We start from the raw sequence: 26,451 nt of genomic DNA, 5'->3' as shown, positions 1-26,451 counted from the left end.
TATGGAACTCTATCTTTCTAAGCCTGGCGTAATGAGTTGCGCAGGAAAAAATATAGATGAATTGTGGAATAGTGTAACAGAAGGAAATCAAACCGGTATAAAAAAAGTAACTGCCTGTAATGGTGAAGAATATGTTGCAGCAAGAATCAGTGAAGAAGTTTTAAAGCCAAGCGGTGCTCGTTATGAAATGAAAGTAATGCGTATTGAAAATGCAGCGCTTGAACAGATTGCTGATGATATAAAGGCTGTCGTTTCTAAATACGGTGCAGAACGTGTTGCAGTTTGTGTCGGCTCATGTGATAACGGAACTGAATTATCGCTTGCGGGTCACAGAAAATATTTTGAAGAAGAAAAATTTCCTGATAATTATTCTCTTGAAATTCAGGGGCCGGATTATGTTTCAACTTTTATTGCTGAGAAATTTGGTATACGCGGACCTGTAAATACTTTTTCAACTGCCTGTTCATCTAGTGCTGGGGCAATCATAAAAGGTGCTGAATTGATTATGGCTGGAATTGTTGATGCAGCAGTTGTCGGTGGAATTGATATAGCATCCGATACAACCTTGATTGGTTTTAGTGCACTTGAAGCGGTTTCCAGTGAAATCACAAATCCGTTCAGTAAAAACAGACAGGGAATTACTCTTGGTGATGGTGCTGCATTCTTTGTGTTGAGTCGTGATGCTGGCCAGATAAAACTCCTTGGTTGGGGTGAAAGTGCAGATGCCTATCACATGACTTCACCAGATCCTAGTGGAGCAGGTGCAGAAAAAGCTATCCGCCGTGCCCTTGAAAGTTCTGGTGTAGCTGCTACAGATGTCGGCTACATCAATCTTCATGGAACAGGTACAAAGTTTAATGACAGCATGGAAGCAAAAGCTGTAGATGCAGTATTTGGTGCTCAGGGAATTAAGGTTCCGGTTTCTACAACAAAACCTGTTACAGGACATACTCTTGGTGCTGCAGCCGCTCTTGAAGCTGCAATCTGCTGGAAGGCTCTTGTAGAAAATAATAAAAAGAATAATATTAAACTTCCCGTTCAGATTTGGGATGGAGAACAGGATGAAGAGCTTCCACAGCTTAATATTGTGGACAGAAAGTCAGCCGAAGTAAAGGAAGAACTCAAGGTCTGCTTTTCTAATTCCTTTGCTTTTGGTGGCGCTAATGCATGCCTGGTACTTGGTATATAAGGAGTAAAAATGAAAAAGCCCGTAAAGATTTTTCTAATAATTTTTGCGTCACTTTTTGCTTTGATTTTTCTCGTTATAGCAGGAACTGCTTTTGTTTTACGAAACGAAATTTCTGTGTATTCAAGTATCAGACAGTTAAAGCCAGCTGATAGAGATGCACTGCAGGGTGGCGTTTACGAAATTACTTATAAAGGAAATTATTATTTTGATGACTTTATAAAAATGGGTGGTGCCAAAAACGACGCTGAGCTTACAAATTTTTTCAGTAAAAAAATCACAAAGGGCCTTATAAAAATGAACGTTACTTCAGGTACCTTTGGCTGTTCGGCTTTTACAGCAAAAACAAAAGCCGGTCAGAAACTTTTTGCACGTAATTATGATTATCCGGCAACAAATACCTGTATTGTAAAAGTTAAGGGAAATAAAATGCGTCATGCTTCTATATCTACAGTAGATCTTTCATTTTTTGGAATTCCGTATAAAAAAGATATGGATTCCTTTGTTACAAAGATATTTAGTCTTACAGCTGTATACATTCCATTAGATGGTATCAATGATGCAGGTGTAAGTTGCGGAGTACTGGAATCTGGGCAGGGACCTGGAACGGGATCAATTCCAACAAATCAGAATACAGATAAGCCGGATATTTCTACTGGTCCGTTTATAAGAATGATTCTTGATTATGCTGATTCCCTTGAAGAAGCGGTTGAATTTGCAAAGATGTATGATATGCATGATTCTGGAAAGGCTTCTTTTCACTTTATTATTGCCGATAAAACTGGTCGCAGCGCGATTCTGGAATGGGTTAATTTATTAGATAAGGATGATTTTTTCGGGCAAAAAAGAGAGCTTGTTGTAACCTACAATGATTCAGATTCTGATATTGGAGTTCGAGAGTCGGCCAGTGATTTTCAGTGGATTACAAATTTTATAATTAAACCAGGCTACTACGAAGGTACAGAAGAAAAATACATTACTGGAAAAGATAGATACGACATTATTTATGAAAAACTTTCCCGAACAAATGGTTTAGTTCAGGACGAAATGCAGGCCATGGATATTCTTTGCAGCGTTGCTCAAAGAACAATAGATCCAAATCGCCCGCAATTTAACACCCACTTAACAGTTCACAGTGCAGTTTATAATCTTGATGAACTGAGTCTTTTGTGGTGTCCGGCCGAACAATTTCAGAATGTTCAGGGAATGCTAAAATATCAAATAAAGAATGGAAAGATTATAGAACAATAAAAGGAGTATAAAATGATTGAAATTCAGCAGTTAATTGAGCACGATGAGCTTATTAACTATCTTCCACACAAGGGAAAAATGTTCCTGCTCTCACGAGTTACTCAGCATGATGTAAATAATCACACAATTACAAGTGAGTACGATATCACAGAAAACTGTATTTTCTATGAACCAGAATTTGATGGAGTTCCAAGCTGGGCTGGTTTTGAGTTTATGGCTCAGTGTATTTCAGCTCTCACTGGAATCACAAATACTATCAAGGGACGTACTCCGCTTCCTGGATTTATTCTGTCTGTAATGGAATTCAAGGCTGATGTTGGTTATTTCAGAAACAACACAACAATTCAGATGAAGGCAATAGAAGATTTCCGTGATGAAGAAAATCATGTTTACCGCTATATCTGCGAACTGTATGCAAACAAAAATGATGAAAAGCCTGTTGTAACAACTAAGGTTTCTGTAATGGAAACTGAAGATGCAGAGGCTCTCTTCGGGGCTTAACCTTATCTTTCTGAAAAGCCGCAAAATCTTTTTGCCTTTTATGAAAAGTATTTTATAATTTAAACAAAGTATTTTTCATGTGAGGTTTTCAATGGCAGATTATTTAACCCAATTATCTGACGAAGAGAGGATGCGGCTTTTTAATGGTGTAGGCAGCTGGAATAGTTATGATGCAGGAGGAAAGATACCATCCTTTTCAATGAGTGATGGTCCGCACGGACTTCGTAAACAGGATGCCATTCAGGAAACTGAGCATTATGCAGATTTGAATCGCAGTCGTGTTGCTACCTGTTTCCCGACTTCAAGCTGTATGGCTGCCAGCTGGGATAAATCGCTTTTAAGCGAACTTGGAAAAACAATTGCGGAAGAAGCACAGTGTCAGCAGGTTGATGTTGTGCTTGGACCGGGAACAAATATTAAGCGTTCACCTCTTTGTGGACGTAACTTTGAATACTTTTCTGAAGACCCGTATCTTGCGGGAACTCTTGCGGCAGAATATATCAACGGAATGCAGGCGCTTGGAATCGGAACTTCTCTAAAGCACTTTACCTGCAACAATCAGGAAAAACGCCGCCAGACTTCAAACTCAATCGTAAATGAAAAAACACTCTCAGAGATTTATCTGCGACCTTTTGAAATTGCTGTACGCAAGGCTCAGCCGGCAAGCATTATGGTTTCATACAACAAGGTAAATGGCGAGTATGCGGCTGCCAGCAAATTCCTTCTTACAGAAGTACTCAGAAAAAAATGGGGCTTTAAGGGAATTGTAATTTCAGACTGGGGTGCATGTATTGGAGCTGTAAATTGTCTTAAGGCCGGAATGTCTCTTGCGATGCCCGATTCAAACGGCTACTTCTCCCATCAGCTTGAAAAAGTTTATAAGGATGATGAAGAGGTTAGAACAAAACTCGAAGAAGCAAACCGCCTTGTAATTGAAGCAGCTCAGAAATGGAATGGCGGTCATCAGCAGGAAGCAGATAATTCTAAAATTGATTTTGTTGCTCATCATAAAGCAGCACTTCGATTTGCAACTAACGCTGCTGTTCTTTTGAAAAATGACGGAGTACTTCCACTTCCAGAAAAATCAAAAATTACAGTAATAGGCGGCATGGCTGCCACAATGAAATTTCAGGGTGGCGGTTCAAGTCACATTACAACAGCTCCTCATCCTAATGCTCTTGAGAGTCTTAAGGCTCTTGGTTATGAAATTGATTTTGCAGAAGGTTATTCAGGAGATATCAGAGATACAAGTGAGCACGGTTATGCTCAGGCAATTGAAGCGGCTAAAAAGGCTGCAGCCGAAAAACGTCCTGTACTTTTCTTTTGTGGTCTTACAGAAGAGTTTGAAGGCGAAGGCTTTGATCGTGAAAATATTGCGCTGCCGGAAGTTCAGACAAAACTTCTCGACCAGATCATCGCTCTTGGTGCAGATGTAATTGCTGTAACTTTCAGTGGTGCACCAATCGACATTTATTTTGCAGATAAAGTTCGTGCTGTTCTTCATATGTATCTTTGTGGTGAAGCCTGTGGAGAGGCTTGTGCAGAACTGCTCAGCGGTCGTGTAAATCCATCAGGAAAAATTGCAGAGACTTTCCCATTCTCAGAAAAAGATACTCCTTGCTACGGAAACTTTGCCGGCGAAGAAGACAACATTGAATATAAAGAAGGTTCTTACGTTGGCTACCGTTACTACGAAGCAAAGAACATTCCTGTCCGCTATGAGTTTGGTTTTGGTTTGAGCTATACAACTTTTGAATATTCAAATCTTAAAGTTGATGTAGAAAAGCGTGAAGTTTCTTTTGATTTGAAAAATACCGGCGCGGTAAAAGGTGCAGAGGCTTCTCAGGTTTATATCCAGAAGGAAGGTGTTGATTATCCGGAACTCCGCGGTTTCGAAAAAACTCTCCTCGAACCAGGTGAAACAAAACGCGTAACTGTTACCCTCGACGAAAATGCTTTCAAGACTTACGATACAACAGCTCACAACTTTATTCCTGACGCTGGTGAATATACAATAAAAGTCGGAATGTCTGTTCGAAAAATAGTTCTTGAGCAGAAGGTTAGTGTTAGTGCAGAGCAGGCTGTGGGACAGACCTCTGCCAATACAGAGAACTCAGCCTATACTCCAGACCTCGCGCTTTATGATTCCTTCTTTACAAACACCTTCTACGAACAGCATCACAAGGGAACTTTTACCTCTGCCGACAATCTTGGCGATATGGCAAAAGAAAGTTTTGCTGTAAGAGTAATTTTGAAAATTATAAATAGAATTATTCTGTTCTCTATGCGTGGAAAATCAAAAGATGATCCGTCTGTAAAAATTGTACTCAGTGCAATTGCAGAAAATCCTCTTGAAAGCTTAATCAGCATAACAAATGGAATCTTTACAGAAAAACTGATGTCAAGAATTGTGCGAATGGCAAACAGATAGCAGCTTAGCAGGATGTAAAAAATGGAAAAGCTTGATAACAGAACAAAATGGTCTTATTCAATTGGAGCAACCGGCCGCGATGCTGCATACGCTCTTGTGAGTATGTATCTGATGACTTACATTCAGTATACAATGAAGCTTACAGTTGCGCAGTTCGGTGTGATTTCGGCAATCATTGTAATCTGCCTTATCTGGGATGCCATTAATGATCCGCTCATGGGAATCATAATTGAAAACTGCCACTTCAAGGCCGGAAAGTATAAGCCGTGGATTCTTGCGGGTTCGGTTTTGAACGCGGCAGTAATTCTTGCTCTGTTTACAATCCGGCCGGAAGGCTGGGGCTTTGTAGTGTTCTTTGGTATCAGTTATCTGTTGTGGGGAATGACCTACACAATGAACGATATTGCGTACTGGGGAATGCTGCCTTCTCTTTCGAGTGATGCGGGCGAGCGAAATATTCTTGTTACGCTGATGAGCATTTTTATCTGCATCGGTCAGTTTAGTGTTGCGGGAATTGTTCCTACGGTGATTGCGGGAAATGCGGTGAATGCTTACAGAGTTACGGCGCTTATTGTTGCGCTGTGCTTTATAGGTTTTCAGATGATTACCGTTCTTGGCGTGCGCGAGCGACATCACGAAGCTGCAGAGCACGCAGACTCACTCTCCCTCAAAGACATGTTCAAGATTTTTACCAGAAACGATCAGCTCATTCCTGCGGGAATTGCGTCGCTGCTTTTTAATATCGGAACAAATCTTCTTTTGATGTTTGGCATGAACTTTTTCTATTTTGAGTTCGGCTATTCCGAGGGTGGAAATCTTGTGTTCCTGTTCACTGTAATGTACGGGCTTGGAACGCTGTTTTCTCAGATTGCTTTCCCGTTTTTTACAAAAGGCATGACCCGTCGCCAGATACTCCGTTTAATCACTATTGTGATTGGAACCGGTTATCTGATTCTTTTGCTAACCGGATATATTCTTCCTAAGAGCCGTCTTCTCATCAATATTTCGGGCTTTGTGATTTTCTTCTGCCAGGGGCTTTTTAATCTTGTGCTTCTGGTTATGCTGAACAACACAATTGAATATGATGAATATAAATTCCACGAGAGACACGATTCAATTATTTCTACGGTACGTTCTTTTTCTGCAAAGCTTTCAACTGCAATCAATCAGGGAATTGTAAATCTTGTTCTGATTATAAGCGGCATTTATGCAATAAGTCAGAGTGTGAGTGCGCTTGAAGTTAAGGCTGGAACTGGCGAAATGTCATCTCAGGAAGTTCTGACTCTTGCAGATCAGTATATTTCTGGTGCGACCGGCGGACAGCTTTTTGTTCTGCGTCTTGGAATCACTCTGATTCCTTTTATTGCGCTTGTTGCGGCATGGCTGATTCTTGAGAAGAAGTATAAAATTGATGAAAAGGAATATGAGAGAATCTGTTCTGAATTAAAGAAATAAATTGAATGATAATAGATTGTTAATAGAATGATATGATGGGTGACAAAATCTGTCAAAAATGTCATAATAAGATGATTAAAACGGCCGGACAGGCCTTTAACAGGAGTAAACAAAATGGAAAACGTTAATGCTGATAAGAAAGTTCTCGTAACTGGTGCCAGCGGTGGAATTGGCCGCGCAATCGCTGTTGAGGCTGCTAAGGCCGGATATTATGTAATCTGTCACTACAATGGAAGTCAGGGTAAGGCTGAAGAAACTCTTGCTCAGATTCAGGCTGCCGGTGGACAGGGCGAACTGATTCAGTTTGATGTTTCAAACCGCGAAGACTGTAAAGCTAAGCTCAGCGAATTGAGCGCAAAGCACGGAGTTCTCTGGGGAATCGTAAATAACGCTGGTGTTACCCGCGATAATACATTTGTTGCTATGAGTGGCGAAGACTGGGACAAGGTTATTCATACAAACCTCGACAGCTTCTACAATGTAATCAACCCACTTTTGATGCCAATGGCAAGCCGCAAGAACAAGCGCGGTGGACGTATTATCACAATTTCTTCTGTAAGTGGAGTTCACGGAAACCGCGGACAGTCTAACTACAGTGCTTCTAAAGCTGGTATCATCGGTGCTACAAAGGCTTTGGCTGTAGAACTTGCAGGTCGTGGAATCACTTGTAACGCAATTGCACCAGGTGTAATCGAAACTGATATGACTAAGGCTATCCGCCCGGAAGTATATGACATCATCATGCAGACAATCCCAATGGGACGTGCCGGAAAACCAGAAGAAATCGCTGCTGCTGCAGTATTCCTTTTGAGCGAAGGCGCTGCTTACATTACACGTCAGGTAATCGAAATTGATGGTGGTATGTAATCTATAATCTAAAGATTGCTATTAAAAGGGCTGCACTTAAGGTGTAGCCTTTTTTTTACCCTGAAAATTTTATATCTTACCCTATAGAAAATGCAACTTACCTGAAACCCCATTGTGTTCTCAGTTTTTTGCTCCTATTATAAAAGCATAAACTGAATTAAACACAAGTGGAGGATTATATGGCTAAAACTAAAGGAGGCTCTATGCCAGGAAAAATTGTATATGAGATTGTGAAATTTCTTTTGACTGCTTTTGTTATTACAACAATTGTAAATATTATTCTGATGGGCCCTCTTAAGCCGCATTTTAACCGTAAAGCAAAATTCTCAAAGTTCTTTGTTAGTCCAGCTTCAAACACTGTTAAAACTGCAGATAATTCTTATTTTGAATTTCAGCAGGGTGGAGGATGTGCAGGGTATTCTTCTGCCTTTGTTCTTAGACATTCAGGTGAATCTATAAATGGGGAAGAAGCCTTTAAAGATGTTCCTTTTCAGATGAAAGGTGGCATTGCTTTTCCAAAAGGAATTACAGGGTTTTTTAAGAAACGTGGAATAAAAATGACAGCCTGCACAGGAAATTTTGCTGCATTACAAAATGAAATCGCTCGTGGAAAGCCTGTAATAGTTGTAATCCGTTCGTTTGTAGGAAAAAGTTATTTACATTTTGCCTGTATAACAGGTTATGATGAAGAGAATATCTATTTTGCAGATTCAATAAAAGACTGGGTAAATGTTGAGGATAACGGCAATTATTACAATCGTACAGTTCCAGTTTCAGAATTCAAAAAACTCTGGAATACTTCGATGCTTAAAATGCCGTTATACCGCAATATGTTTTATGTAATGAAATAATATGACGGAATTAATTTCCTGATGACGAAGAACTGCCACCATTTCCATGAGATGAGTGGCTTTCTCTGTCTTTAATCATATGCTGCAGCGCAATAAGAATTGCGACAACTGTTTTTTCATGTTCTTTTTTATATCACAGTTTTAATTAAAAAGAAAATGTAAGTTGTCCAAGTTGAAAGGACTATGTATAATCCTATCGATATGAAGAAAACTTATGTAACCAGAATGCCAGATAAAGTTGGAGCATTTCTTGTAGCCAGCCAGATTATTGCCCGCCATGGAGGAAATATTGTCCGAGTTAATTACAACAAGGCGGTAGATCTCCATACGCTTTTTATTGAAGTTGCGGCAAATGATGAGCAGCATAATCAGATTAAAGCTGAACTCGCAGAATGCGGCTACCTTACAGATAGTACAAATGAGAGTCAGATTCTGATGATTGTCCTGACTCTGCCGGATGTAAGCGGCGCAGTGCTTCCTGTTCTGGAGATTTTGAATTCACATAAGGTAAATATTTCATATATCAGTTCGCAGGAAAATGGAACGGGCGTTCAGTATTTTAAAATGGGCCTTCTGATTGAAAATACATCAGAGATTCGAGCCCTTATTGATGAGATTTCTCAGATTTGTGAAATCAAAATCCTGGACTACGAAGTAACCGACCGTCTTCTTGATGGTACAGTTTTCTATGTTACCTTTGCCAATGAGATGCGTTCAATTTTGAATCTGAATCAGAAACAGACAAACAAGGTTTTGATTTATGCCAATCGTATGATGCAGATTCTTGATGAGCAGAAAAAATCTCCGTTAAAGACTTTTGATTATATCCGCCGGTTTGCAAGTTTTGTCCGTGAACGAAAAGGTGAAAACTTTAATCCTCTTGTTTCGTTTTATACACTTAACGATAAGCTTACTCTTTTTATGATAGAACCTTCGTGTGGCAGTAATACCTATGTTATTCAAAGTGATGATGAATTGCTTTTTATAGACAGCGGATTTGCCTGCTATCGTTCCGAAATGGTGGCCTTGTTCAAAGAGCTTTTCCATAATTATTCAACACTCAAAAAATCTGCCTTTATTACACATGGCGACCTGGATCATGTGGGGCTGCATTCCGAGTTTGATGCAATTTATATGAGTGGCAGCTGCTATGATAATTTTGCGCTTGAAGTTGAGGGTAAACCGAATTTCCGTGAACAGAATCCTCTGCATGAACCTTATTGCAAACTCAGCCGTATAATTTCCGGATATGAGCCGCCGGCTCTTGAAAAGTGTATTGCTGTTGGCCGTCGTACTGGCGATGAAGTTCTTGAGCATATAGGAAGTCATTTCTTTGCCGGTAAACGTTTTGATTTTTATGAAGGAAAGGGTGGTCACGTTCGCGGAGATACTGTAATTGTCTGTGATGAACTGAAAATCGTTTTCAGTGGAGATATTTACGTAAACATAAAGGGCTTCTCAGATGACCAGAAAGAGTTTAACGCACTGGCACCATTCTTAATGACTGGTGTTGATTCAGATGCAGCTCTTGCTAAGGAAGCCCGTGAATATCTTGTAAGAAAATACTCAGATTATGTGATTTATCCGGGACATGGAGCATTAAAGAAGTTCTAAAAATCAGCTTAGTTGTCTTTTATTGCTTTTTAGAGTATCCTTGCCATATTACTTGATTTTTATGGTCATTTTGACCTTTTTTGGGAGTATAAAAAATGGAATTCACAAAACCAAATGGAAAACGCCGTGTTGTTGTTACTGGCGGCGGTATGGTTTCTGCGCTTGGGCGCGACTGGGAAACTGCTTATGCAAATTTAAAAACCTGTAAAAATAAAATCCGCTATATGCCGGAATGGGAACGCTACACAAAAATGAATACCCGTCTGGCTTGTCCTTTTGATGAGGAGCTGCCTAGCTTCCCTCGCAAGAAGGTTCGCGGAATGGGACGCGTTGCTTTGCTGGGACTTCTTTCTACACACGACGCTCTTGCCATGGCAGGCCTGCTTGCAGAAGACGGTGATGATGTAATTGAAGAACTCAAGAACGGCCGCACCGGTATTGCTTATGGAACCTGTATGGGAAGTATGGATGCCATCGGTGACCTTGCAAAAATGGTTGAAACTGGGGATTCTTCGCACCTCAACAGCCAGACCTACATCAAGGCTATGCCACAGACTAATGCCTGCAACATGAGCGTTTACTGGCAGATTCGCGGCCGTGTTATTATTACTGATACAGCCTGTACTTCCGGTTCACAGTCTATTGGTTACGGCTATGAAGCAATAGAAGACGGACGACAGGAAATTATGATTTGCGGTGGTGCAGAAGAGCTTTCTGCTCCAGACGCTGCAATTTTTGATACGCTTGGTGCAACATCCTGCATGAATAAAACTCCAGAAGCTACTCCTAAGTGCTTCGACAAAGATCGAGATGGTCTTGTAATTGGCGAGGGTGCCGGTACTTTGATTCTGGAAGACCTTGAGCATGCTGTAAAACGCGGTGCAAAGATTTACTGCGAAATTGCAGGCTTTGCAACAAATATGGACGGTTCACACATCACATCTCCAAACAGCGAAACTCAGGCAAAATGTCTTGAAATGGCAATTGAAGATGCTGGTATTTCAAAGGATCAGATTGCTTATGTAAACGCTCATGGAACTGCAACTCCTCACGGAGACATTTCCGAAACTCAGGCTGTTTACAAGGCATTCGGTCGCGCTGTACCAATCAGCTCTACTAAATCATACATTGGACACATCCTCGGTGCCTGCGGTTGTGTAGAAAGCTGGCTTACAATCAACATGATGAACGAAGGTTGGTTCCATCCAAATGTAAACCTCGTAAATGTAGATCCAGAGTGTGCTCCACTCGACTACATACAGGGTGAAGGACGCAACATCGATGCAGAATACGTTATGGCTAATAACTTCGCATTCGGTGGTGTAAACACATCATTGATTTTCAAGAAGTGGAATAATCAGTAAACATTCAAACATTTATAAAAGAGCCGTCGGCGGATTAGATACGATGCTTAGCATCTCTCAACCACTGGCGGCTTTTTTTATGTACAATTAAAACTTTCCAATTACCTGATTTTTACCGGAACCTTTGGCATCATAGAGATTCTTGTCGGCAATATTGATAAGGTGATGCAGATCTTTAGCTGAACTTACATAACCGTGGGTATAGCCGCCACTGAAATGAAATTCATTCTTAGTGCATTCTTTTGCGATTCTGATTTTTTCAAGGAACAGGTCTTCTCTGATTTCAGGAAGCACAATCAGATATTCATCGCCACCATAACGATAGCAATGTGTTTTTCCAAAATTATTCTGCATGATTGAAGCTAGTCTCTTGAGTAATTCATCGCCAAAATTATGTCCCTTTGTATCGTTATAAATCTTAAAATCATCAATATCTGTGAGCATAACAATAAAATGAGAATTTAAGTAAGGATTATCAGAATCTTCAAAATCCATGTTTAAGGCAGTTCGATTTTTAAGTTTAGTAAGGAAGTCGTAGCGGGATGCATTACGCAATTGTTCTGCGAGGGCGTGATTTACAACATTATGATTTGCAATTCTCAGAAACTGCTGATAGTGTGCAATATTTACAAGAATAAAGAAAAACATAATGACCGGATAGTTTATTCTTGTTGCGTTAGAAATACCGTTAGCTGATGCCATCATGAAATAAAAAATAGTAAAAGGAATAGTTATCAGTATAATTGCAAGATATGGTTTAACCATAAAAAGACAGGCAACAAAAAGTTCTATAGTAATAAAAACCAGGATCTGTTCACCATGAATATAATCTTTAATAGAAATGCAAATTCCAAAAGCAATAACAGAGAGAAAGAAAATAATAATACTTGAGTCTAATGCAAAACGCTTAAAATGAATTCCTCTTCTTTTGTGGTATGTGGAATAAATAAAAAGCTGTGCCGATGCAATAACCATCAGACCATAAAGAGTTCTGTAAAAAAGATTATTTGCTGAAGGCGGTCGTCCACTTCTTATAACGTAAATAATTGTATTAAGGAATAATCCAAACTCAACAATCATTACAATGAAGGAAGCAGGTTGCGCTATATTGAGGTTTTCAGAATCCAGAAAGAACTGGACGTCGGGATGTAATTTCTCGAGTCCTAAGAGCTTTTTAATTTTTGAAATCATAAACTTCCCTTCCATTTACAAATTTACTCTACATCTTCAAAGGTGTCAACCAATAATCATTGTGAAAAAATAATAAATGCATTATAATTAAGTACCGTATGAAAAACGGATTTGATAATGACAAGTATCTGAAGATTCAGTCAGAACACATTAAAGAAAGGATCGCCAAATTCGGCGATAAACTCTATCTTGAATTCGGTGGAAAGCTGTTTGACGACTATCATGCTTCCCGAGTTCTCCCAGGTTTCCAGCCAGACAGTAAATTACGGATGCTCATGCAACTGGCCGACGTAGCGGAAATCGTAATTGTAATCAGCGCAGTAGATATTGAAAAGAACAAGGTTCGTAGTGATCTCGGAATCACTTACGATAAGGATGTTTTGCGCCTTAGAGATGAGTTCCAGAACCGCGGACTCATGGTTGGTAGTGTTGTAATTACACATTATACAGGTCAGGAAGCTGCAAAGGCTTTCCGTGCCCGTCTTAAGAAGATGGGAATTAAGGCCTATTATCATTACACAATTCCTGGATACCCTTCAAATGTTCCTCTTATCGCAAGTGATGAAGGATTTGGTAAGAATGATTACATTGAAACAACACGTCCTCTCGTTGTAATTACAGCCCCAGGACCAGGAAGCGGAAAGATGGCAACCTGTTTGAGTCAGCTTTATCACGAAAATAAGCGTGGAATTAAAGCTGGTTATGCTAAGTTCGAAACTTTCCCAATCTGGAATCTTCCGCTTAAGCACCCTGTAAACCTTGCTTACGAAGCTGCAACAGCAGATCTTAATGACGTAAACATGATTGACCCATGGCACCTTGAGGCTTATGGAAAAACAACAGTAAATTACAACCGCGATATCGAAATCTTCCCTGTTCTCGATGCTATTTTCAAAGGAATTTACGGCAACAACCCATATAAGTCTCCTACAGACATGGGCGTAAATATGGCCGGTTATTGTATTTTTGATGATGATGCCTGCTGCGAAGCAAGTAAGCAGGAAATTATCCGCCGCTATTACGAAACAGTTGGACGTCTTGTAGAAGGCAATGCAGAAGAATCAGAAGTTGATAAGATAAATCTTTTGATGCAGCAGGCACAGATTACAACTGATGACCGCAAGGTTACTGTTGCTGCAAAAGAACGTGCTGCAAAATCAAAAACAGTTTGTGCAGCTATAGAACTTGCAGATGGAACAATTATTACATCTGAAACAACAGAGCTTTTGGGAACCAGTGCAGCTCTTATTTTGAATGCTACAAAGCATCTTGCTGGTCTGGATCACAAACTTAAGCTTATTCCAAAAGAGATGATTGAGCCAATTCAGCGTATGAAGGTTGATTTCCTGAGCGGAAACAATCCTCGTTTGCATACAGATGAGGTTCTTGTTGCACTTGCAATGCTTTCTCGTGAAGACGAGAACTGCCGTATGGCAATTGAGCAGCTGCCAAATCTTCGTGGATGTCAGGTTCATACAACTGTTATGCTGAGTGAAGTCGACAGAAAGATTTTCAAGAAGCTTGGTTGTGTATTGACTTGTGAGCCTGTAAGTAAGAAACAGAAGCCACTTATTGGCTAATACACTAGGTCATTGCGAGCGTAGCGAAGCAATCCATTGTAGATTGCCACGTCGCTCCGCTCCTCGCAATGACATAAAGAAAAAGCCCGAACATTGTTCGGGCTTTTTCTTTATCTACTAATAAACTTCCAGCTTTCCAAGGTAGTAAGGAACTGAACAACACGGTTCAGCATTTTATCCTGTTCCTCTGGAAAAGCTTCTTTCATTTTTTCAAGAACATCGTTTACCGTTGCAGTGCCGTCGAGCGCGAGCCACAAGGTTGTTCCGTATTTATCCAGAGCAATATGGCTCACTCTCGGACGATGAAAAAACTTCTGGGCAATGGAATTAAAAAATCCCTTGTTTACCATATCAACTTCAACAATTCCATTTTCTTTTACGCGCCATTGAATATCAGCATTTTTAATAAATACTATATCCATATAGTTTGCAGAAAGCTTTCTTGTCTTAGTTTTATTTTTCATCGTCATAACTCCTATTTCTTTTTACGAGCAGTAAACCACACAAAAGAAGCAAGTAAAAGGATGAAGAATGCAAGACCACCGAAGTTGCCGAGAATTCCACCAAGATCAATTGCTTCAAGCAGAGATTTTCCTGATGAAAGTGGGATTATTGCGAATACAGCGAGAAGGATACCGATAAGACCTTCACCGGCAATAAGTCCTGAACCATAAAGGATTCCCTTTTCAGTAATTGAATTACCTTCTTCACCTTTGCGGTCAAAGAATGCACGGAGGAGACCACCTGCAAAAATTGGAGCAGAAAGATGAATAGGAAGATAAAGACCAATTGCAACAGGAAGAACTGGAATTCCAATAATTTCAACTGCAACAGCAATTCCGGCTCCTGTAAGAACAAGTGTCCAAGGAAGTGATCCACCCATGACGCCTTCAACTACAAGCTTCATCAAAGTTGCCTGAGGTGCTGGGAGTTCTTTTGAACCAAAGCCCCATGCAGCATCAAGAAGATACATGATTCCACCAATAGCAGCTGCAGAAACAACGCTACCAATCAATTCACCAATCTGCTGATTTTTAGGAGTAGCACCAACGATATAACCAGTTTTCAAGTCCTGAGAAATATCGCCAGCCATACAAGCGATAATACAGATGATAGTTCCAATACAGATTGCAGAAGTCATTCCTGCTACACCTGTATGACCAGTTCCCTTAAGAAGAGCAGTTGCAATAATAAGAGTTGCAATAGCCATACCAGAAACCGGGTTGTTTGAAGAACCAACAAGACCAACCATGCGGCTTGAAACAGTAGCGAAGAAGAATCCAAAAATCAAAATGATGATTGCACCAAGAAGTCCTACAGGAATTACTGGAATAATCCAGATTGCAAGTACGATTACTGCTGCAAGAATCAAAAGGAAGAGAGAAGGAAGGTCGCGGTTTGTACGTTCTGCAACATTTTCCTTGTGACCAAAGCCACTAACTGCCTTTTTGAAAGTTTTGATGATTGTTGGAAGAGATTTAATCAGACTGATGATACCACCAGTTGCAACAGCACCAGCACCAATATAGCGGATGTAGCTGCTCCAGATACCCCATGCACCAAGTTCGCTGATAGCAGCAGAAGCTGGAGCAAATACAGAAGAATCACCAAAGAAGTAAATCAAAGGAATGGCAACAAACCAGCCAAGAATACCACCGGCTAACATATAAGCAGAAATTTTCTTTCCACAAATGTAACCAACGCTGGCAAGAGCAGGAAGAACATCCATTCCAAATCCAGTACCAAGAGGCTTAATTGACCAGTCGATTTCTGAAGGGAAGAGTTTAATTCCGTCTGCAATAAATTTGTAAAGAGCAGAAACACCAAGACCAGAGAAAACAATTTTTGATTTTTCTCCACCTTCTTCACCTGCAAGGAGAACTTCAGCACAGGCAGTTCCTTCTGGGAAAGGAAGAACACCGTGTTCTTCTACGATAAGAGCAGAGCGAAGCGGTACCATAAAGATAAGACCAAGAAGAGCGGCACACAAAGAGATGATTGCAATTACCCAGAAAGATGGCTTGTGAATTGCATCACTTTCTGCAGCCCACATGAACAAAGCAGGAAGGGTAAAAATGGCACCAGCAGCAAGAGATTCTCCGGCTGAACCGATTGTCTGCACCATATTATTCTCAAGGATAGAATCACGTTTCATAATGATTCGAATGATACCCATTGAGAGTACGGCTGCAGGAATAGAAGCAGAAACTGTCATTCCTACACGCAGACCCAAATACGCATTTGCCGCACCAAAGAGTACGGCAAGAATGATACCCAGGATAATAGATACCGGAGTGATTTCCGGAACAATTTTATCAGCTGGGATAAAAGGTTTGAAACATTTATTATTATCCATAACCTTATAAGTATAACATAATACTCCTACTGAGACCATAGGTTATGAAGTTTGTTTCTGTTTGTAGAAACTTGAAATGTTTTGAATTTTACAGAATCTTTTTAAGAGGTTTTCCTACAAGGCTGATTACAGGACCAAGAAGAAGCGACATCAAAATAGAACCTACGATAGAACCTTGAATGCCATCTGGATTCATCTTTCCTGCAATTACACCAATACCAACAGCTGCAAGATCAAAACAGATTCTGATTACAGCGAATGGAATAACTGTAATCCAGCCACTGAGAATATTTGGAATTGCATCATAAGGTGCAACACCCATCTGTGCATTGATGTAAATTGAAGCTACAACAACAAATAAAAGAAGTGTAACGGCAAAAATCACTACACGTACGGCAAAGCTGCTATCATAAATAAACTGAGCAAAACCAATGTTTTTCCAGATCCAGCGGCACAGGTCAATTACATAGCCAATCAGAATCATATTGGCGAGAGTACCAAAGCCAATCATTTGAGCACCAAAAATGAAAGTGAAAATGAGCATAAGGCCGTAAACGAGGACCTCGGTGTTTCCAAGGCCCCAGCCAAGTGTACTTGCAATGTTCAGGTTCATAAAACTGGCCGGGTCAGTTCCCCAGCCGATTTCAACGAGAATAGAAACGAAAACGCCCATCAGAATTACTGCGGGCAGCATAAACGCAAGGCGTTTGCCGAAGTTCGGCACAATGAATTGTTTGAATGAAAATTTCATAGTGCCGAGTATAGCGAATTAAAGGAAGTATGTCTTCATCTTTCCTTTACCTTTTACTTCAACTTCAATACCTTCGCTGTAAGCAAATTGATCCTGAGTCTGCAGGTAAGTAGTTTCGGTAACGTGAATTTTCATAGGTTCACCTGTACTTTCCATTCGGCTTGCAACGTTTACCGTGTCGCCCCAGATATCATAAATAAACTTAGATTTTCCGATTACACCTGCAACAAGATTTCCGGTATTGATACCAAGACGAATCTGAACCTTAGCAGGAGAGGTTTCATTAAAGCGGCGTACATCTTCCATAAGTCCGATTGCAAAGTGAACCATACGGAGGGCTCCGTCATTATCCGGCTCTTCGGTAAAGCCTGTGGCAGCCATATATGCATCACCAATAGTTTTGATTTTTTCAATGCCTTCCCGTTTAGCACGTTCATCAAAAAGTGTAACCATCTTGTTCAGCATAGTAACAACCTGTTCAGCTGTCATACCATCGCTCATTTTTGTAAAGCCGACAATATCAGTAAACAAAACTGTAATGTTCGGGAATTTTTTAGCGATTGTCTGGTTAGGATGTTCTGTAAGTTCTTTGGCAACTTCTGAAGGAAGAATATTCAAAAGAAGTTTTTCAGATTTTTCCTTTTCCAGTTTAAGGTCGTGAGTTCTCTCTTCAACCTTTTTCTCCAGCTCAATCTGATAACGGCGCATAGAATGGATTTTGAGGAATACAATGAGAGTTGCAATTCCAACAATGATTACACCAACAAGAATCTGGAACCAGAGCTGCTGCCAGGTGTAAGGCTTTTTGATGATGATGATTGGATCTGAAGGTTTACTCTTAATTTCGTCTCCGTTTTCAGACATTACGGTAAACTTGTATGTGCCTGGTTTAAGGTTTGTGTAAGAAACATTTCTGAGATTAGACCATTCAGAATAATTATTTTCAAAACCACCGAGTCTGTAGCAGAAGCGCATCTGATCAGAAGAGATAAAGCTTAAACCTGTAAACTTAATGCTCAAACGTTTTGCAGATGGCGGAAGAATAATTTTTTCACCATGATAATCATACTTAACATTATCAATAGAATATTCCTGAATTTCAATTTTTGGAGGAATCTGATTTTTGCCGGATTTAACCGGGTCGTAAATTGCAAAACCGTCAATCAGGGTAAACCAAACACGGCCAAGAGAATCCTGTGTAGAAACAGAAGTTGATGTAATACCACCGGTATTAAGACCATCAGAACTTCCATAATATTTTGCATTTATCTTTTTACGTTTTCCAATGGTAACATCTTCCATGTCAGCAAGATTTACAGAGAAAATACCCTTGTTGCTGGTCATCCATACAGTCTGGGTATAATCACAAATCATCTGGAAAACACTGTCGGTACCAAGTCCATTAGCAGAATTCAGATTAGCAAAGGTATCAGATTCTTCATTGTATTTTGAAATTCCGGTACCGGTTGCAATCCAAAGTCCACTGTCTTCAATAGGTTCAGTTTTAAAAATTACATTTCCTGCAAGTCCATTTTCAGAATTATAGTGTTTGATAATCTGTTCATCTTTAAGAATGTAGATTCCGCCGCCGTCTGTACCTACCCAGACTTGTCCTTTTTTGTCCTCGTAAAGGCTCATAATAAATTCATTTTCAAAGCCTTCTTTTCTGGTGAGGGAATGAATGCTTCCGTCTTTTTCAATAATACTCAATCCCTGTGTTGTTCCTACGTAATATTTTCCGTCAGTGGTTTTAATTGAAACGCGGCATTTAAGACCGGCAAGGCCGTCTTTCATTGTCCATACGGTGATTTTATCATTGCTGGTTACACATACCTGACTGATATCAGAATAAGAAGAAATGAGAAGTTCTCCGTCAGAAGTCATTCCAACATGGCGGATTCTCGCACCCTTACAAAGTTCAGTAATTTTATTTTCAACAAACTGGCTGTCTTTATTGTAACAGTAAAGTCCGTTATCGGCACCAAGCCAGGTAACACCGCGAACAGGATCTTCGCAGATTGCATTAACGGCAATAGGCATTGCGATTGTACGGAACTTACCCTGACTCATTTTTTCAATACCACCGCGATTGTAGGCAATCCACATGTTTCCTTCATGGTCTTCGAAAATGTGGTTTATATAATCGTCAGCAAGTCCGTTACGCTTATCGTAATAGGTATAAACTCCATTGTGAAGAATTGTAATACCGCAGTCAGATGCGAACCAGAAGTTTCCGGCAGTATCCTGTAAGATTGAGTTTACGACAGTTCCTTCCTGATGGTCATGGCCTATGTCAAAAACAGTTTCTTCTGTGTCTTTAATACGTACAGCGTAGTGAGGAGCAACACCAAACCAGAAGGCACCGCTCTTATCCTGGCTTACTTCATTTACAGAAGGATTTTTGATTTTTGTGATTCCGGTAAAGCGTTCGAGTTTTCTAGTAGAAAAGACAAACAGGTCATTTTCTATGGCTGTAGAAATCCAGATTCGTCCTGCAGTATCACAGTAAAGTCGAGAAACCTGAATTGTATCCTGTCCAAGTTCATGAAGACCTTCCGGAATTCTAACTTCATGTTCAGGTGTAAGATAGCAGAGTCCCGAAGCAGTACCAAGCCAGATATTGTTATTAAAGTCTTCACAGATGGCGCGGATAGAATTATGTGGAAGTCCATTTTCTGTAGTGTATTTCAGAATGGTTCCATCCGGCTGAATGCAGGTTACACCTTCATCGTTATGACCAACCCAGAGGTTTCCGTTAGTGTCCTGAAAAATTGCACGGACAGAAGCAAAATCGTATTTTGGGTCGATATTGCGTGAAAATGTAACAAACTCTACGCCATCAAAACGTACGAGACCTTCATAAGTTCCAACATAGATGTAGCCCTTCTGATCCTGCATGATTGCAGTAATCGTCATACCAGGAAGCCCATCCGCCGTAGTCCAGTTTCGGCATACAAAGTCATTCAGAAATGTCTGATCAACCTTTCCCTCCGCCGCAGACTGACCATAGACTGCTGTAAAGCAGCCTAAAAGTAAAGCAAGTAAAATAGCTGATTTCTTCATCAATTAACATTTTAACGCATTGTTATTTTAAAGCAAATTTTTGTGATTGATATAAAAACAGGACATCCGCATTATTGCGCGTTTTTGCCCTGCAAATATGCGACAGGGAGCCAAAATTCACGGTTTAATTCTTTATAATGCGGATGTCCTGTTTTTTTAGTTGTCCGTTCTATCAAAAAAAGGTTATAATCATAGTTATGAAAGCTTCTACAATTAAAACAGTCGGAATTCTTACTTCCGGCGGAGATGCACCAGGATTAAATGCAGCAATTCGCGCATTATGTATTTCTGGTAAGAATAATTATGGAATGAAGTTTATTGGTATTCGTAACGGTTACCGCGGACTCATAGATAACGATACCTTCAAGATGGATACAATTGATCTTGAGCCGTTGATTTCTCAGGGAGGAACAATTCTTGGAACTTCCCGCGTGAAGCCTTTTAAGAATCCTGTTCCTGATCCAAAAACCGGACTTCTTCCTGTAGAAGGAATTAAAGAAACTTTCAAAAAGAATAAACTTGATGCGCTTGTGTGTCTTGGTGGAAACGGAACTAATACTACTGCCTCGTTGCTTTCTGAAGCTGGCTTTAATGTAATTGGAATGCCAAAGACAATTGATAATGATATTGTTGGTACAGATGAAACCTTTGGTTTTCATACAGCAATTGATGTTGCAACTCATGGAATTGAAGCAATCAGAACTACAGCAAAAAGTCATAGCCGTGCAATGGTAGTTGAGATTATGGGCCACAAGGTTGGCTGGCTTGGACTTTATGCAGGACTTGCAGGACGTGCAGATGTAATTCTTCTTCCAGAAATTCCGTATGATATTAAGAAGATTGCAAAATACCTGAAGGCTAAAAAAGCTAAAGGACAGAACTATTTTATTATTGCCTGCTCAGAAGGTGCAATTGATTTAAATGAAGCTGCGCTCAGCAAAAAAGAATTTAAGAAGGCTCGTGAGAGTATGAGCCAGTCTGTAGGTTTCCGCGTTGCAAAAGAAATTGAAGAAGCAACAGGAATCGAAACAAGAACTTCTGTGCTTGGTTATCTTCAGAGAGGAGGAGATCCTGCTCCTTATGATATGATTCTTGCAACTAAGCTTGGTAGTGCTGCAGCAGACTTCCTGGCAGAAAAGCGATTTGGAAATCTTGTCGCAGTGAAGAACGGCAGTATTGTGGCAACTCCACTTTCTGTTGTTGCAGGAAAAGTAAAAGAGATAACTGAAGAGGAGCCTGTTCTTAAGACAGCACGAGATTTAGGAATTTGTTTTGGCGACTAGTGAGGGGAACAAGGTGGGAACTGGTGATTTGAAATGCCATCGCTGTGCAGTTTGTGACGGCTACGGTTGTCCGGGAATGTTACCTGGACTTGGTGGTGTTTTTGAAGGAAAGAATTTCCAGCTGAACTGCGAAGGCTGGAAAGAGCTGTATAATACAAAAAAAGAGGAAATCTCTAAAATTACCGTAAGCCCGGCACAACTTCGCTGTGGTCCGGTTACCGGCGCGGTAGAAAACATCGGCTACGCAAATGAAGCAGACTTTTATCTGCCATATCTCATGAATGCGGCTCAGGCAGGCTTTGGCCTTTGTGTAGGTGATGGCTGCCCGGATGAAAAACTGAAGCTTGGTGTCGCTGCAGTAAAAGAATTGAACACTGAGGTCCCTGAGCGAACTCGAGAAATCGATGCTGCCTTCTTCCTGAAACCCTATCCTCAGGAACGCCTCTTTGAACGCATAGAGTGGGTGCGTCCATATGCAAGTCATATTGGAATTGATATAGACTCATACAACATTGTTACAATGAGAAATCTTGTAAACCTTGAGCGTAAAACTGCAGTTCAGCTCGAAGAGTTCCGCGAGCATACAAAGCTTCCGTTTGTAATTAAGGGTATTTTTACAGATGATGATATAGCACTGGTTCGCGAGGTACGGCCGGATGTTGTTTATATTTCTAATCACGGTGGCCGCGTAGAAACCCGTATTGGAAGCACCGCACAGTTCATGAAAGAGCACGCTGTAGAACTTAAAAAGTATTGTAAGGAAATCTGGGTCGACGGTGGAATACGTACCCGCGAAGATATTCAGACAGCACTCTATTTTGGGGCTGATCAAATAATAATGGCACGGCCTTTAATCCGTGCCACTTATGATGATCATTATAACGAAACTGTAAAAGAACTTATCAATTAGAACTTTACATCATAACCGCCGTATGTAGCCAGCAGACTGATGCGGTCTTCAACACCAACAATCAGGAAAATCTGATGCATACGGTTCTTAAGAGTTCCTACAGTAATTCCCGAATCACTTGCAATTTCTTCATAACGCTTTTCTTCAAGAATCTGCTTGAGCCATTCCTTATCGCGTTCTGTAAGCTCAGGATACTTTGAAAGGTCCCAGATTCGTGCATTACGTTTAACGTAAATAATTCTCAGGAAGTTTACTACAAAGAAAATAGCAGCAAGGAAAGTAAGAGAATATCCAAGAGTAATTACAAGAGAATTGATAAAACACAGAAGCCCCTTTCTTAAACTGAGACTGACAAGTCCAAAATATAAGATAATGGCAATTGCTGTTTTCAAGTGACCATGTTTTTTATAAAAATCCTTGTATAACAGACATGAAATACCAAGAAGATAAAGCAAAAGCCCAATAGGGTTTTCTACAACAGTTTCAACTGCAATAATTTTAAACGAATAAATGAAGGCAACAAGAGCAAAAAGTTCAAATTGCTGTGGTACAAAAAGCAGAATTATAAAAATAATAAAACTTGCTGAATCAATAATTGTAAGGCACAAATCAGAAAGAAGAAAATCAGTTACAGTTTGAATATCTGGAATGCCCAGGTTAAAATCAGTTCTCAAAAAAAGACGAAGGATGCACAGAATTTCCACGACAATTCCGATTATACAGAAAAATCGTATCAAGTTTTTTTGAGCTCGTGTATATGTTTTCTGTTCCATATTTTTAATTATCCTTTTCTGGTATTGTTATCATCTTATAATATAATTGAAAAAAATTCAAAAAAAAATGTTGACATATGGTTTGTATTACTGTATTATGTGCTTAATACAATAACCATGGTTATTTTGATAATGAGGTACTAATGGAATATCACTTTACAAATGATAAACCGATTTATCTCCAGCTGATAGACTATTTCAAGGCGCAGATAATTTCCGGTGAGCTCCCGGAAGGCAGCCGTCTTGATTCAGTCAGAGACTTAGCGGTTAAAGCTCAGGTAAATCCAAATACAATGCAAAAAGCTCTTTCTGAACTGGAAAGAATGGGGTTGGTGCGCACTGAAAGAACATCAGGGCGATTTATCACAGATGATAAGGAAATGATAACAAATATGAAGAAAGAAGTTGCAGAAAGTGAAATAGCGGCTTTTCTTGAACGCATGAAGGCCCTTGGTTTCGATAAGGAAGAAGTAATTAAGATTATCGAAGAAGAATAGGAGAAAGTAATGGAAACAGTTTTAGAATGCAAAAATCTTACTAAAAAATATATTACAAAGACTGCACTGAAGGGAATTGATATCAGTGTTCCTAAGGGTGCAATAGTAGGTCTTTTAGGACCAAACGGAAGTGGAAAAACAACTTTGCTTAAACTGGCTGCCGGTCTCTTAAAACCGACATCTGGAGAAATCAAAGTTTGCGGTTTAAAGCCTGGTGCTGAATCTAAGGCAATTGCAGCTTATCAGCCGGATCGTGTTTACCTCAACGACTGGATGACTGTAAGGGATCTTGTTCAGATGATGACAGACTTTTATGTAAACTTTAATAAAGATAAAGCTTATGAAATGCTTAAGACATTGAAGATTGATGCAGATGATAAGCTGAAGAGCCTTTCAAAAGGTACCAAGGAAAAGGTTCAGCTTGTTCTTACAATGAGCCGTGAAGTTCCGCTTTATATGCTTGATGAGCCGATTGGTGGAGTAGACCCTGCTGCACGCGATTATATCCTCAATACAATCATTTCAAACTATAGTGAAAATGCAACAGTAATTATTTCAACACACTTAATCAGCGATATTGAATCCGTTTTGGGCTATGTGCTGTTCCTTAAGGAAGGTAACATAATCCGCGAAGGTGATGTTGATACAATTCGTGAGGAAACAGGTATGTCTATTGATACATTGTTCCGCGAAGAATTCAGATGCTAAATCAGGAGTGAAAAATGGAAAATAAAAATACTAGCAGAAATCCGTTTCCTTGGATTGGAAAAGTTTGTAAATATGAATTAAAGCATTCATCTCGTATTCTGGTACCAATTTATATTGCAATAATTGCACTTGCTTTGATGACAGGATTATTTATTCCGGTTTCTTCAGATGGTGGTTTTAATTTCAGTTTCTCTTTTAATATCAATGGAAATGAAAACTGGACAGATGGTCTGGCTGGATTCTTCTTTATGATTTACTGGATTATCATAATAGTTGCCGGTGTTGTTACAATAAGCGTTATTTCAAAACGTTTTAAGCATGGTCTGCTTGGCGATGAAGCATATTTGAATCTTTCACTGCCGGTAACTATGGGGGAACATCTCTGGGGAAGAATTCTAACAATGTTTATTTGGGCCGTAACTTCTCTAGTTGTTATGATGATTTCGTTTATTGCACTGTGCATTAAAAATCTCAGCGTAATCCATTTTGAAGAAGGCTGGCTGGTAACTATGTTTGGCGTTATTCTCTTTTCTTTATCATGGAGTGTTTGTATTCATTTATTTACTTATCTGATAAATGCAATCGGACATTTGTCAAAGAAGCACAGAACAATGGCAAAACTTATTGCTATCATTGCTATTACAAGCGTAACTTCAAGAATAACAGGAGCAATTATGGCCAACTGGCTTCCACATGATGCCATAATGCTTTACTGGCTTGCTTTTATTGGACTTATTTTCTCAGTAATTTATGGATTTGTAACTTACTTCATCATGGAGTTAAGACTGAATCTGGAATAACAGTCATCCTGAACTTGTTTCAGGCTCTAATAATAAGCAATCATATAGCGCCCGCATTCTTCAAAACCAAGTTTCTGGTAGAGATTGAATGCGGGCGTATTTTTTTCTTTTACGAAAAGAACTGGTTTACGGCCGGCCTGTAAAGCACGGTTACAGAGTGCCTGTACAAGGGCACCTGCATAGCCGTTACGACGGTAGAGCGGGTGAGTGTAAACTCCGCCAATCTGTATACAGTTTATTCCGATAGCATTAGTGTTTGCCTTTGCTACAATGTCGCCGTCTACTGTCAGCGCAAAACACAGCTGATTTTTGAGAATCTGGCGCAGAGTGATGTCTACTTCTGCATCTGTAAGCTGACGTCCCGGAACTGCTACTTCGCCTTTCATATAATCTTTTTGCAGCGGGTGCAGAATTTCCATGTCGTGCTCGGTACAGCGGATGATTTCTTCGCCATTTTCGGTGGTTGTGCTTGTCGAAACTATCTTTTTAGAGGACCACCGGAGCATGCGGTACGGATATTTGATTTCGGGGTGGTTGAGTGGCCGCGAAGCGGTTGTATCGAGACTACCATTTATAGAATTAACTATTTCCACCAGAAACTCGGTTCCGCTTGTTTCACCACTTATGCAGCGGACCGGTTTTTTCATAAGATAAGGCAGATTTTCCAGAAGGGAGTTATTGTCTATTAGATTTATATCTGGAATACAGTGATAGATTGTCGAATCGAGACTAAGAATACCGGAAATCTCATTTTCATTTTTCAGAAAAATAAGTTTGTCGGTTTTTCTCCGCACAAGAGAGGCAAGTGTAGTACAGGTTTCTTCGTGCGGAATTATAAACTGCTGCGCCAGAAGAAAATCTTCCGGCGTTTCAACAGGAATTAAGGTCAATTGATATGCTCCAGAGTGCCGTCCGGATAAAGAACGGTATGAGAACCGTCTTCATGAGTTACAGAAACTGAGGAACAGCCAGCCATTAAAACCATTGCGAAGGCAATTGCAATCAGCAGCTTTTTCATA

23 protein-coding genes are annotated in these 26,451 nt (G+C 40.0%); 15 read left to right on the top strand and 8 right to left on the bottom strand.

Annotated features, from left to right (window positions below):
- The first annotated feature begins 1 nt into the window (after position 1).
- The 9 genes from AABJ44_RS14395 to AABJ44_RS14355 all read left to right on the top strand — a co-directional run bounded on the left by AABJ44_RS14395 (position 2) and on the right by AABJ44_RS14355 (position 11,520).
- Entirely contained in the window at positions 2-1,189 is a 1,188-nt protein-coding gene (locus AABJ44_RS14395; RefSeq protein ID WP_338369718.1) for a beta-ketoacyl synthase N-terminal-like domain-containing protein, read from the top strand.
- Positions 1,190-1,198: 9 nt separating this feature from the next.
- Complete coding sequence (locus tag AABJ44_RS14390; RefSeq protein WP_338369717.1) at positions 1,199-2,437, top strand: linear amide C-N hydrolase; 1,239 nt, start codon at positions 1,199-1,201, stop codon at positions 2,435-2,437.
- Between the two features lie 12 nt (positions 2,438-2,449).
- Positions 2,450-2,938, top strand: coding sequence for a hotdog family protein (locus tag AABJ44_RS14385; protein ID WP_074643614.1), 489 nt, complete (start codon positions 2,450-2,452; stop codon positions 2,936-2,938).
- Positions 2,939-3,029: 91 nt separating this feature from the next.
- The gene (locus AABJ44_RS14380) at positions 3,030-5,369 is read left to right on the top strand and encodes a glycoside hydrolase family 3 C-terminal domain-containing protein (protein ID WP_338369716.1); all 2,340 of its coding nucleotides are present in this window, start codon (positions 3,030-3,032) and stop codon (positions 5,367-5,369) included.
- Positions 5,370-5,390: 21 nt separating this feature from the next.
- Positions 5,391-6,824: a glycoside-pentoside-hexuronide (GPH):cation symporter gene (locus AABJ44_RS14375; protein WP_338369715.1), complete on the top strand. Its 1,434-nt coding sequence runs from the start codon at positions 5,391-5,393 to the stop codon at positions 6,822-6,824.
- Between the two features lie 114 nt (positions 6,825-6,938).
- Positions 6,939-7,691, top strand: a complete 753-nt coding sequence (gene fabG, locus AABJ44_RS14370) for a 3-oxoacyl-ACP reductase FabG (RefSeq protein WP_338369714.1) — start codon at positions 6,939-6,941, stop codon at positions 7,689-7,691.
- Positions 7,692-7,870: 179 nt separating this feature from the next.
- Positions 7,871-8,542 (top strand): C39 family peptidase, encoded by a 672-nt coding sequence (locus AABJ44_RS14365; protein ID WP_338369713.1) that lies wholly within the window; start codon positions 7,871-7,873, stop codon positions 8,540-8,542.
- A gap of 201 nt (positions 8,543-8,743) precedes the next feature.
- The gene (locus AABJ44_RS14360; protein WP_338369712.1) at positions 8,744-10,156 is read left to right on the top strand and encodes an MBL fold metallo-hydrolase; all 1,413 of its coding nucleotides are present in this window, start codon (positions 8,744-8,746) and stop codon (positions 10,154-10,156) included.
- A gap of 95 nt (positions 10,157-10,251) precedes the next feature.
- Positions 10,252-11,520 (top strand): beta-ketoacyl-ACP synthase, encoded by a 1,269-nt coding sequence (locus AABJ44_RS14355; RefSeq protein WP_338369711.1) that lies wholly within the window; start codon positions 10,252-10,254, stop codon positions 11,518-11,520.
- A gap of 87 nt (positions 11,521-11,607) precedes the next feature.
- On the opposite strand, the gene AABJ44_RS14350 is transcribed toward AABJ44_RS14355, so the two are convergent.
- Positions 11,608-12,711: a GGDEF domain-containing protein gene (locus AABJ44_RS14350; RefSeq protein WP_338369710.1), complete on the bottom strand. Its 1,104-nt coding sequence runs from the start codon at positions 12,709-12,711 to the stop codon at positions 11,608-11,610.
- A 98-nt stretch (positions 12,712-12,809) separates the two neighbouring features.
- Here AABJ44_RS14350 and AABJ44_RS14345 point away from each other — a divergent pair, with 98 nt between their 5' ends.
- Positions 12,810-14,291: a DUF1846 domain-containing protein gene (locus AABJ44_RS14345; RefSeq protein ID WP_074643633.1), complete on the top strand. Its 1,482-nt coding sequence runs from the start codon at positions 12,810-12,812 to the stop codon at positions 14,289-14,291.
- Between the two features lie 110 nt (positions 14,292-14,401).
- Here AABJ44_RS14345 and AABJ44_RS14340 read toward each other — a convergent pair whose 3' ends face one another.
- The 4 genes from AABJ44_RS14340 to AABJ44_RS14325 form a co-directional block, all read right to left on the bottom strand.
- Positions 14,402-14,755: a PqqD family protein gene (locus AABJ44_RS14340; RefSeq protein WP_074643635.1), complete on the bottom strand. Its 354-nt coding sequence runs from the start codon at positions 14,753-14,755 to the stop codon at positions 14,402-14,404.
- Positions 14,756-14,766: 11 nt separating this feature from the next.
- Positions 14,767-16,647 carry an OPT family oligopeptide transporter gene (locus AABJ44_RS14335; protein ID WP_338369709.1) on the bottom strand — a complete coding sequence of 627 codons (1,881 nt, stop codon included), beginning with the start codon at positions 16,645-16,647 and terminating at the stop codon, positions 14,767-14,769.
- Positions 16,648-16,735: 88 nt separating this feature from the next.
- Complete coding sequence (locus AABJ44_RS14330; RefSeq protein WP_338369708.1) at positions 16,736-17,398, bottom strand: YczE/YyaS/YitT family protein; 663 nt, start codon at positions 17,396-17,398, stop codon at positions 16,736-16,738.
- Between the two features lie 18 nt (positions 17,399-17,416).
- A complete protein-coding gene (locus tag AABJ44_RS14325) occupies positions 17,417-20,461 on the bottom strand; it encodes an adenylate/guanylate cyclase domain-containing protein (RefSeq protein ID WP_338369707.1) in 3,045 nt (1,014 codons plus the stop codon).
- Positions 20,462-20,658: 197 nt separating this feature from the next.
- Here AABJ44_RS14325 and AABJ44_RS14320 point away from each other — a divergent pair, with 197 nt between their 5' ends.
- Positions 20,659-21,744 (top strand): 6-phosphofructokinase, encoded by a 1,086-nt coding sequence (locus AABJ44_RS14320; RefSeq protein WP_074643645.1) that lies wholly within the window; start codon positions 20,659-20,661, stop codon positions 21,742-21,744.
- A gap of 13 nt (positions 21,745-21,757) precedes the next feature.
- On the top strand, positions 21,758-22,654 hold the full coding sequence (locus AABJ44_RS14315; RefSeq protein WP_338369706.1) for an alpha-hydroxy-acid oxidizing protein: 897 nt from the start codon (positions 21,758-21,760) through the stop codon (positions 22,652-22,654).
- Here AABJ44_RS14315 and AABJ44_RS14310 read toward each other — a convergent pair.
- Entirely contained in the window at positions 22,651-23,427 is a 777-nt protein-coding gene (locus tag AABJ44_RS14310; RefSeq protein ID WP_074643649.1) for a helix-turn-helix transcriptional regulator, read from the bottom strand. The two genes, AABJ44_RS14315 and AABJ44_RS14310, sit on opposite strands and share 4 nt — an antisense overlap.
- Before the next feature lie 143 nt (positions 23,428-23,570).
- Here AABJ44_RS14310 and AABJ44_RS14305 point away from each other — a divergent pair, with 143 nt between their 5' ends.
- Genes AABJ44_RS14305 through AABJ44_RS14295 form a run of 3 tightly spaced genes read left to right on the top strand, consistent with a single transcriptional unit; the run spans position 23,571 to position 25,432 of the window.
- Positions 23,571-23,924 carry a GntR family transcriptional regulator gene (locus AABJ44_RS14305; protein ID WP_074643652.1) on the top strand — a complete coding sequence of 118 codons (354 nt, stop codon included), beginning with the start codon at positions 23,571-23,573 and terminating at the stop codon, positions 23,922-23,924.
- Between the two features lie 9 nt (positions 23,925-23,933).
- On the top strand, positions 23,934-24,632 hold the full coding sequence (locus tag AABJ44_RS14300; RefSeq protein ID WP_074643654.1) for an ABC transporter ATP-binding protein: 699 nt from the start codon (positions 23,934-23,936) through the stop codon (positions 24,630-24,632).
- Positions 24,633-24,646: 14 nt separating this feature from the next.
- Complete coding sequence (locus AABJ44_RS14295; RefSeq protein WP_338369705.1) at positions 24,647-25,432, top strand: hypothetical protein; 786 nt, start codon at positions 24,647-24,649, stop codon at positions 25,430-25,432.
- Between the two features lie 26 nt (positions 25,433-25,458).
- Here the strand turns inward: AABJ44_RS14295 and AABJ44_RS14290 are convergent, their stop codons facing one another.
- Positions 25,459-26,322, bottom strand: a complete 864-nt coding sequence (locus AABJ44_RS14290; protein ID WP_338369704.1) for a GNAT family N-acetyltransferase — start codon at positions 26,320-26,322, stop codon at positions 25,459-25,461.
- On the bottom strand, positions 26,319-26,450 hold the full coding sequence (locus AABJ44_RS14285; protein WP_338369703.1) for a hypothetical protein: 132 nt from the start codon (positions 26,448-26,450) through the stop codon (positions 26,319-26,321). Before AABJ44_RS14285 ends, AABJ44_RS14290 begins: the two co-directional genes overlap by 4 nt.
- Position 26,451 lies beyond the last annotated feature (1 nt).

Origin of the sequence: Treponema bryantii (assembly GCF_036492245.1) — a bacterium.
Lineage (GTDB): Bacteria > Spirochaetota > Spirochaetia > Treponematales > Treponemataceae > Treponema_D > Treponema_D bryantii_C.
Note: the sequence above shows the minus strand (reverse complement) of the source record. Positions and strands in the feature narration are given on the sequence as shown.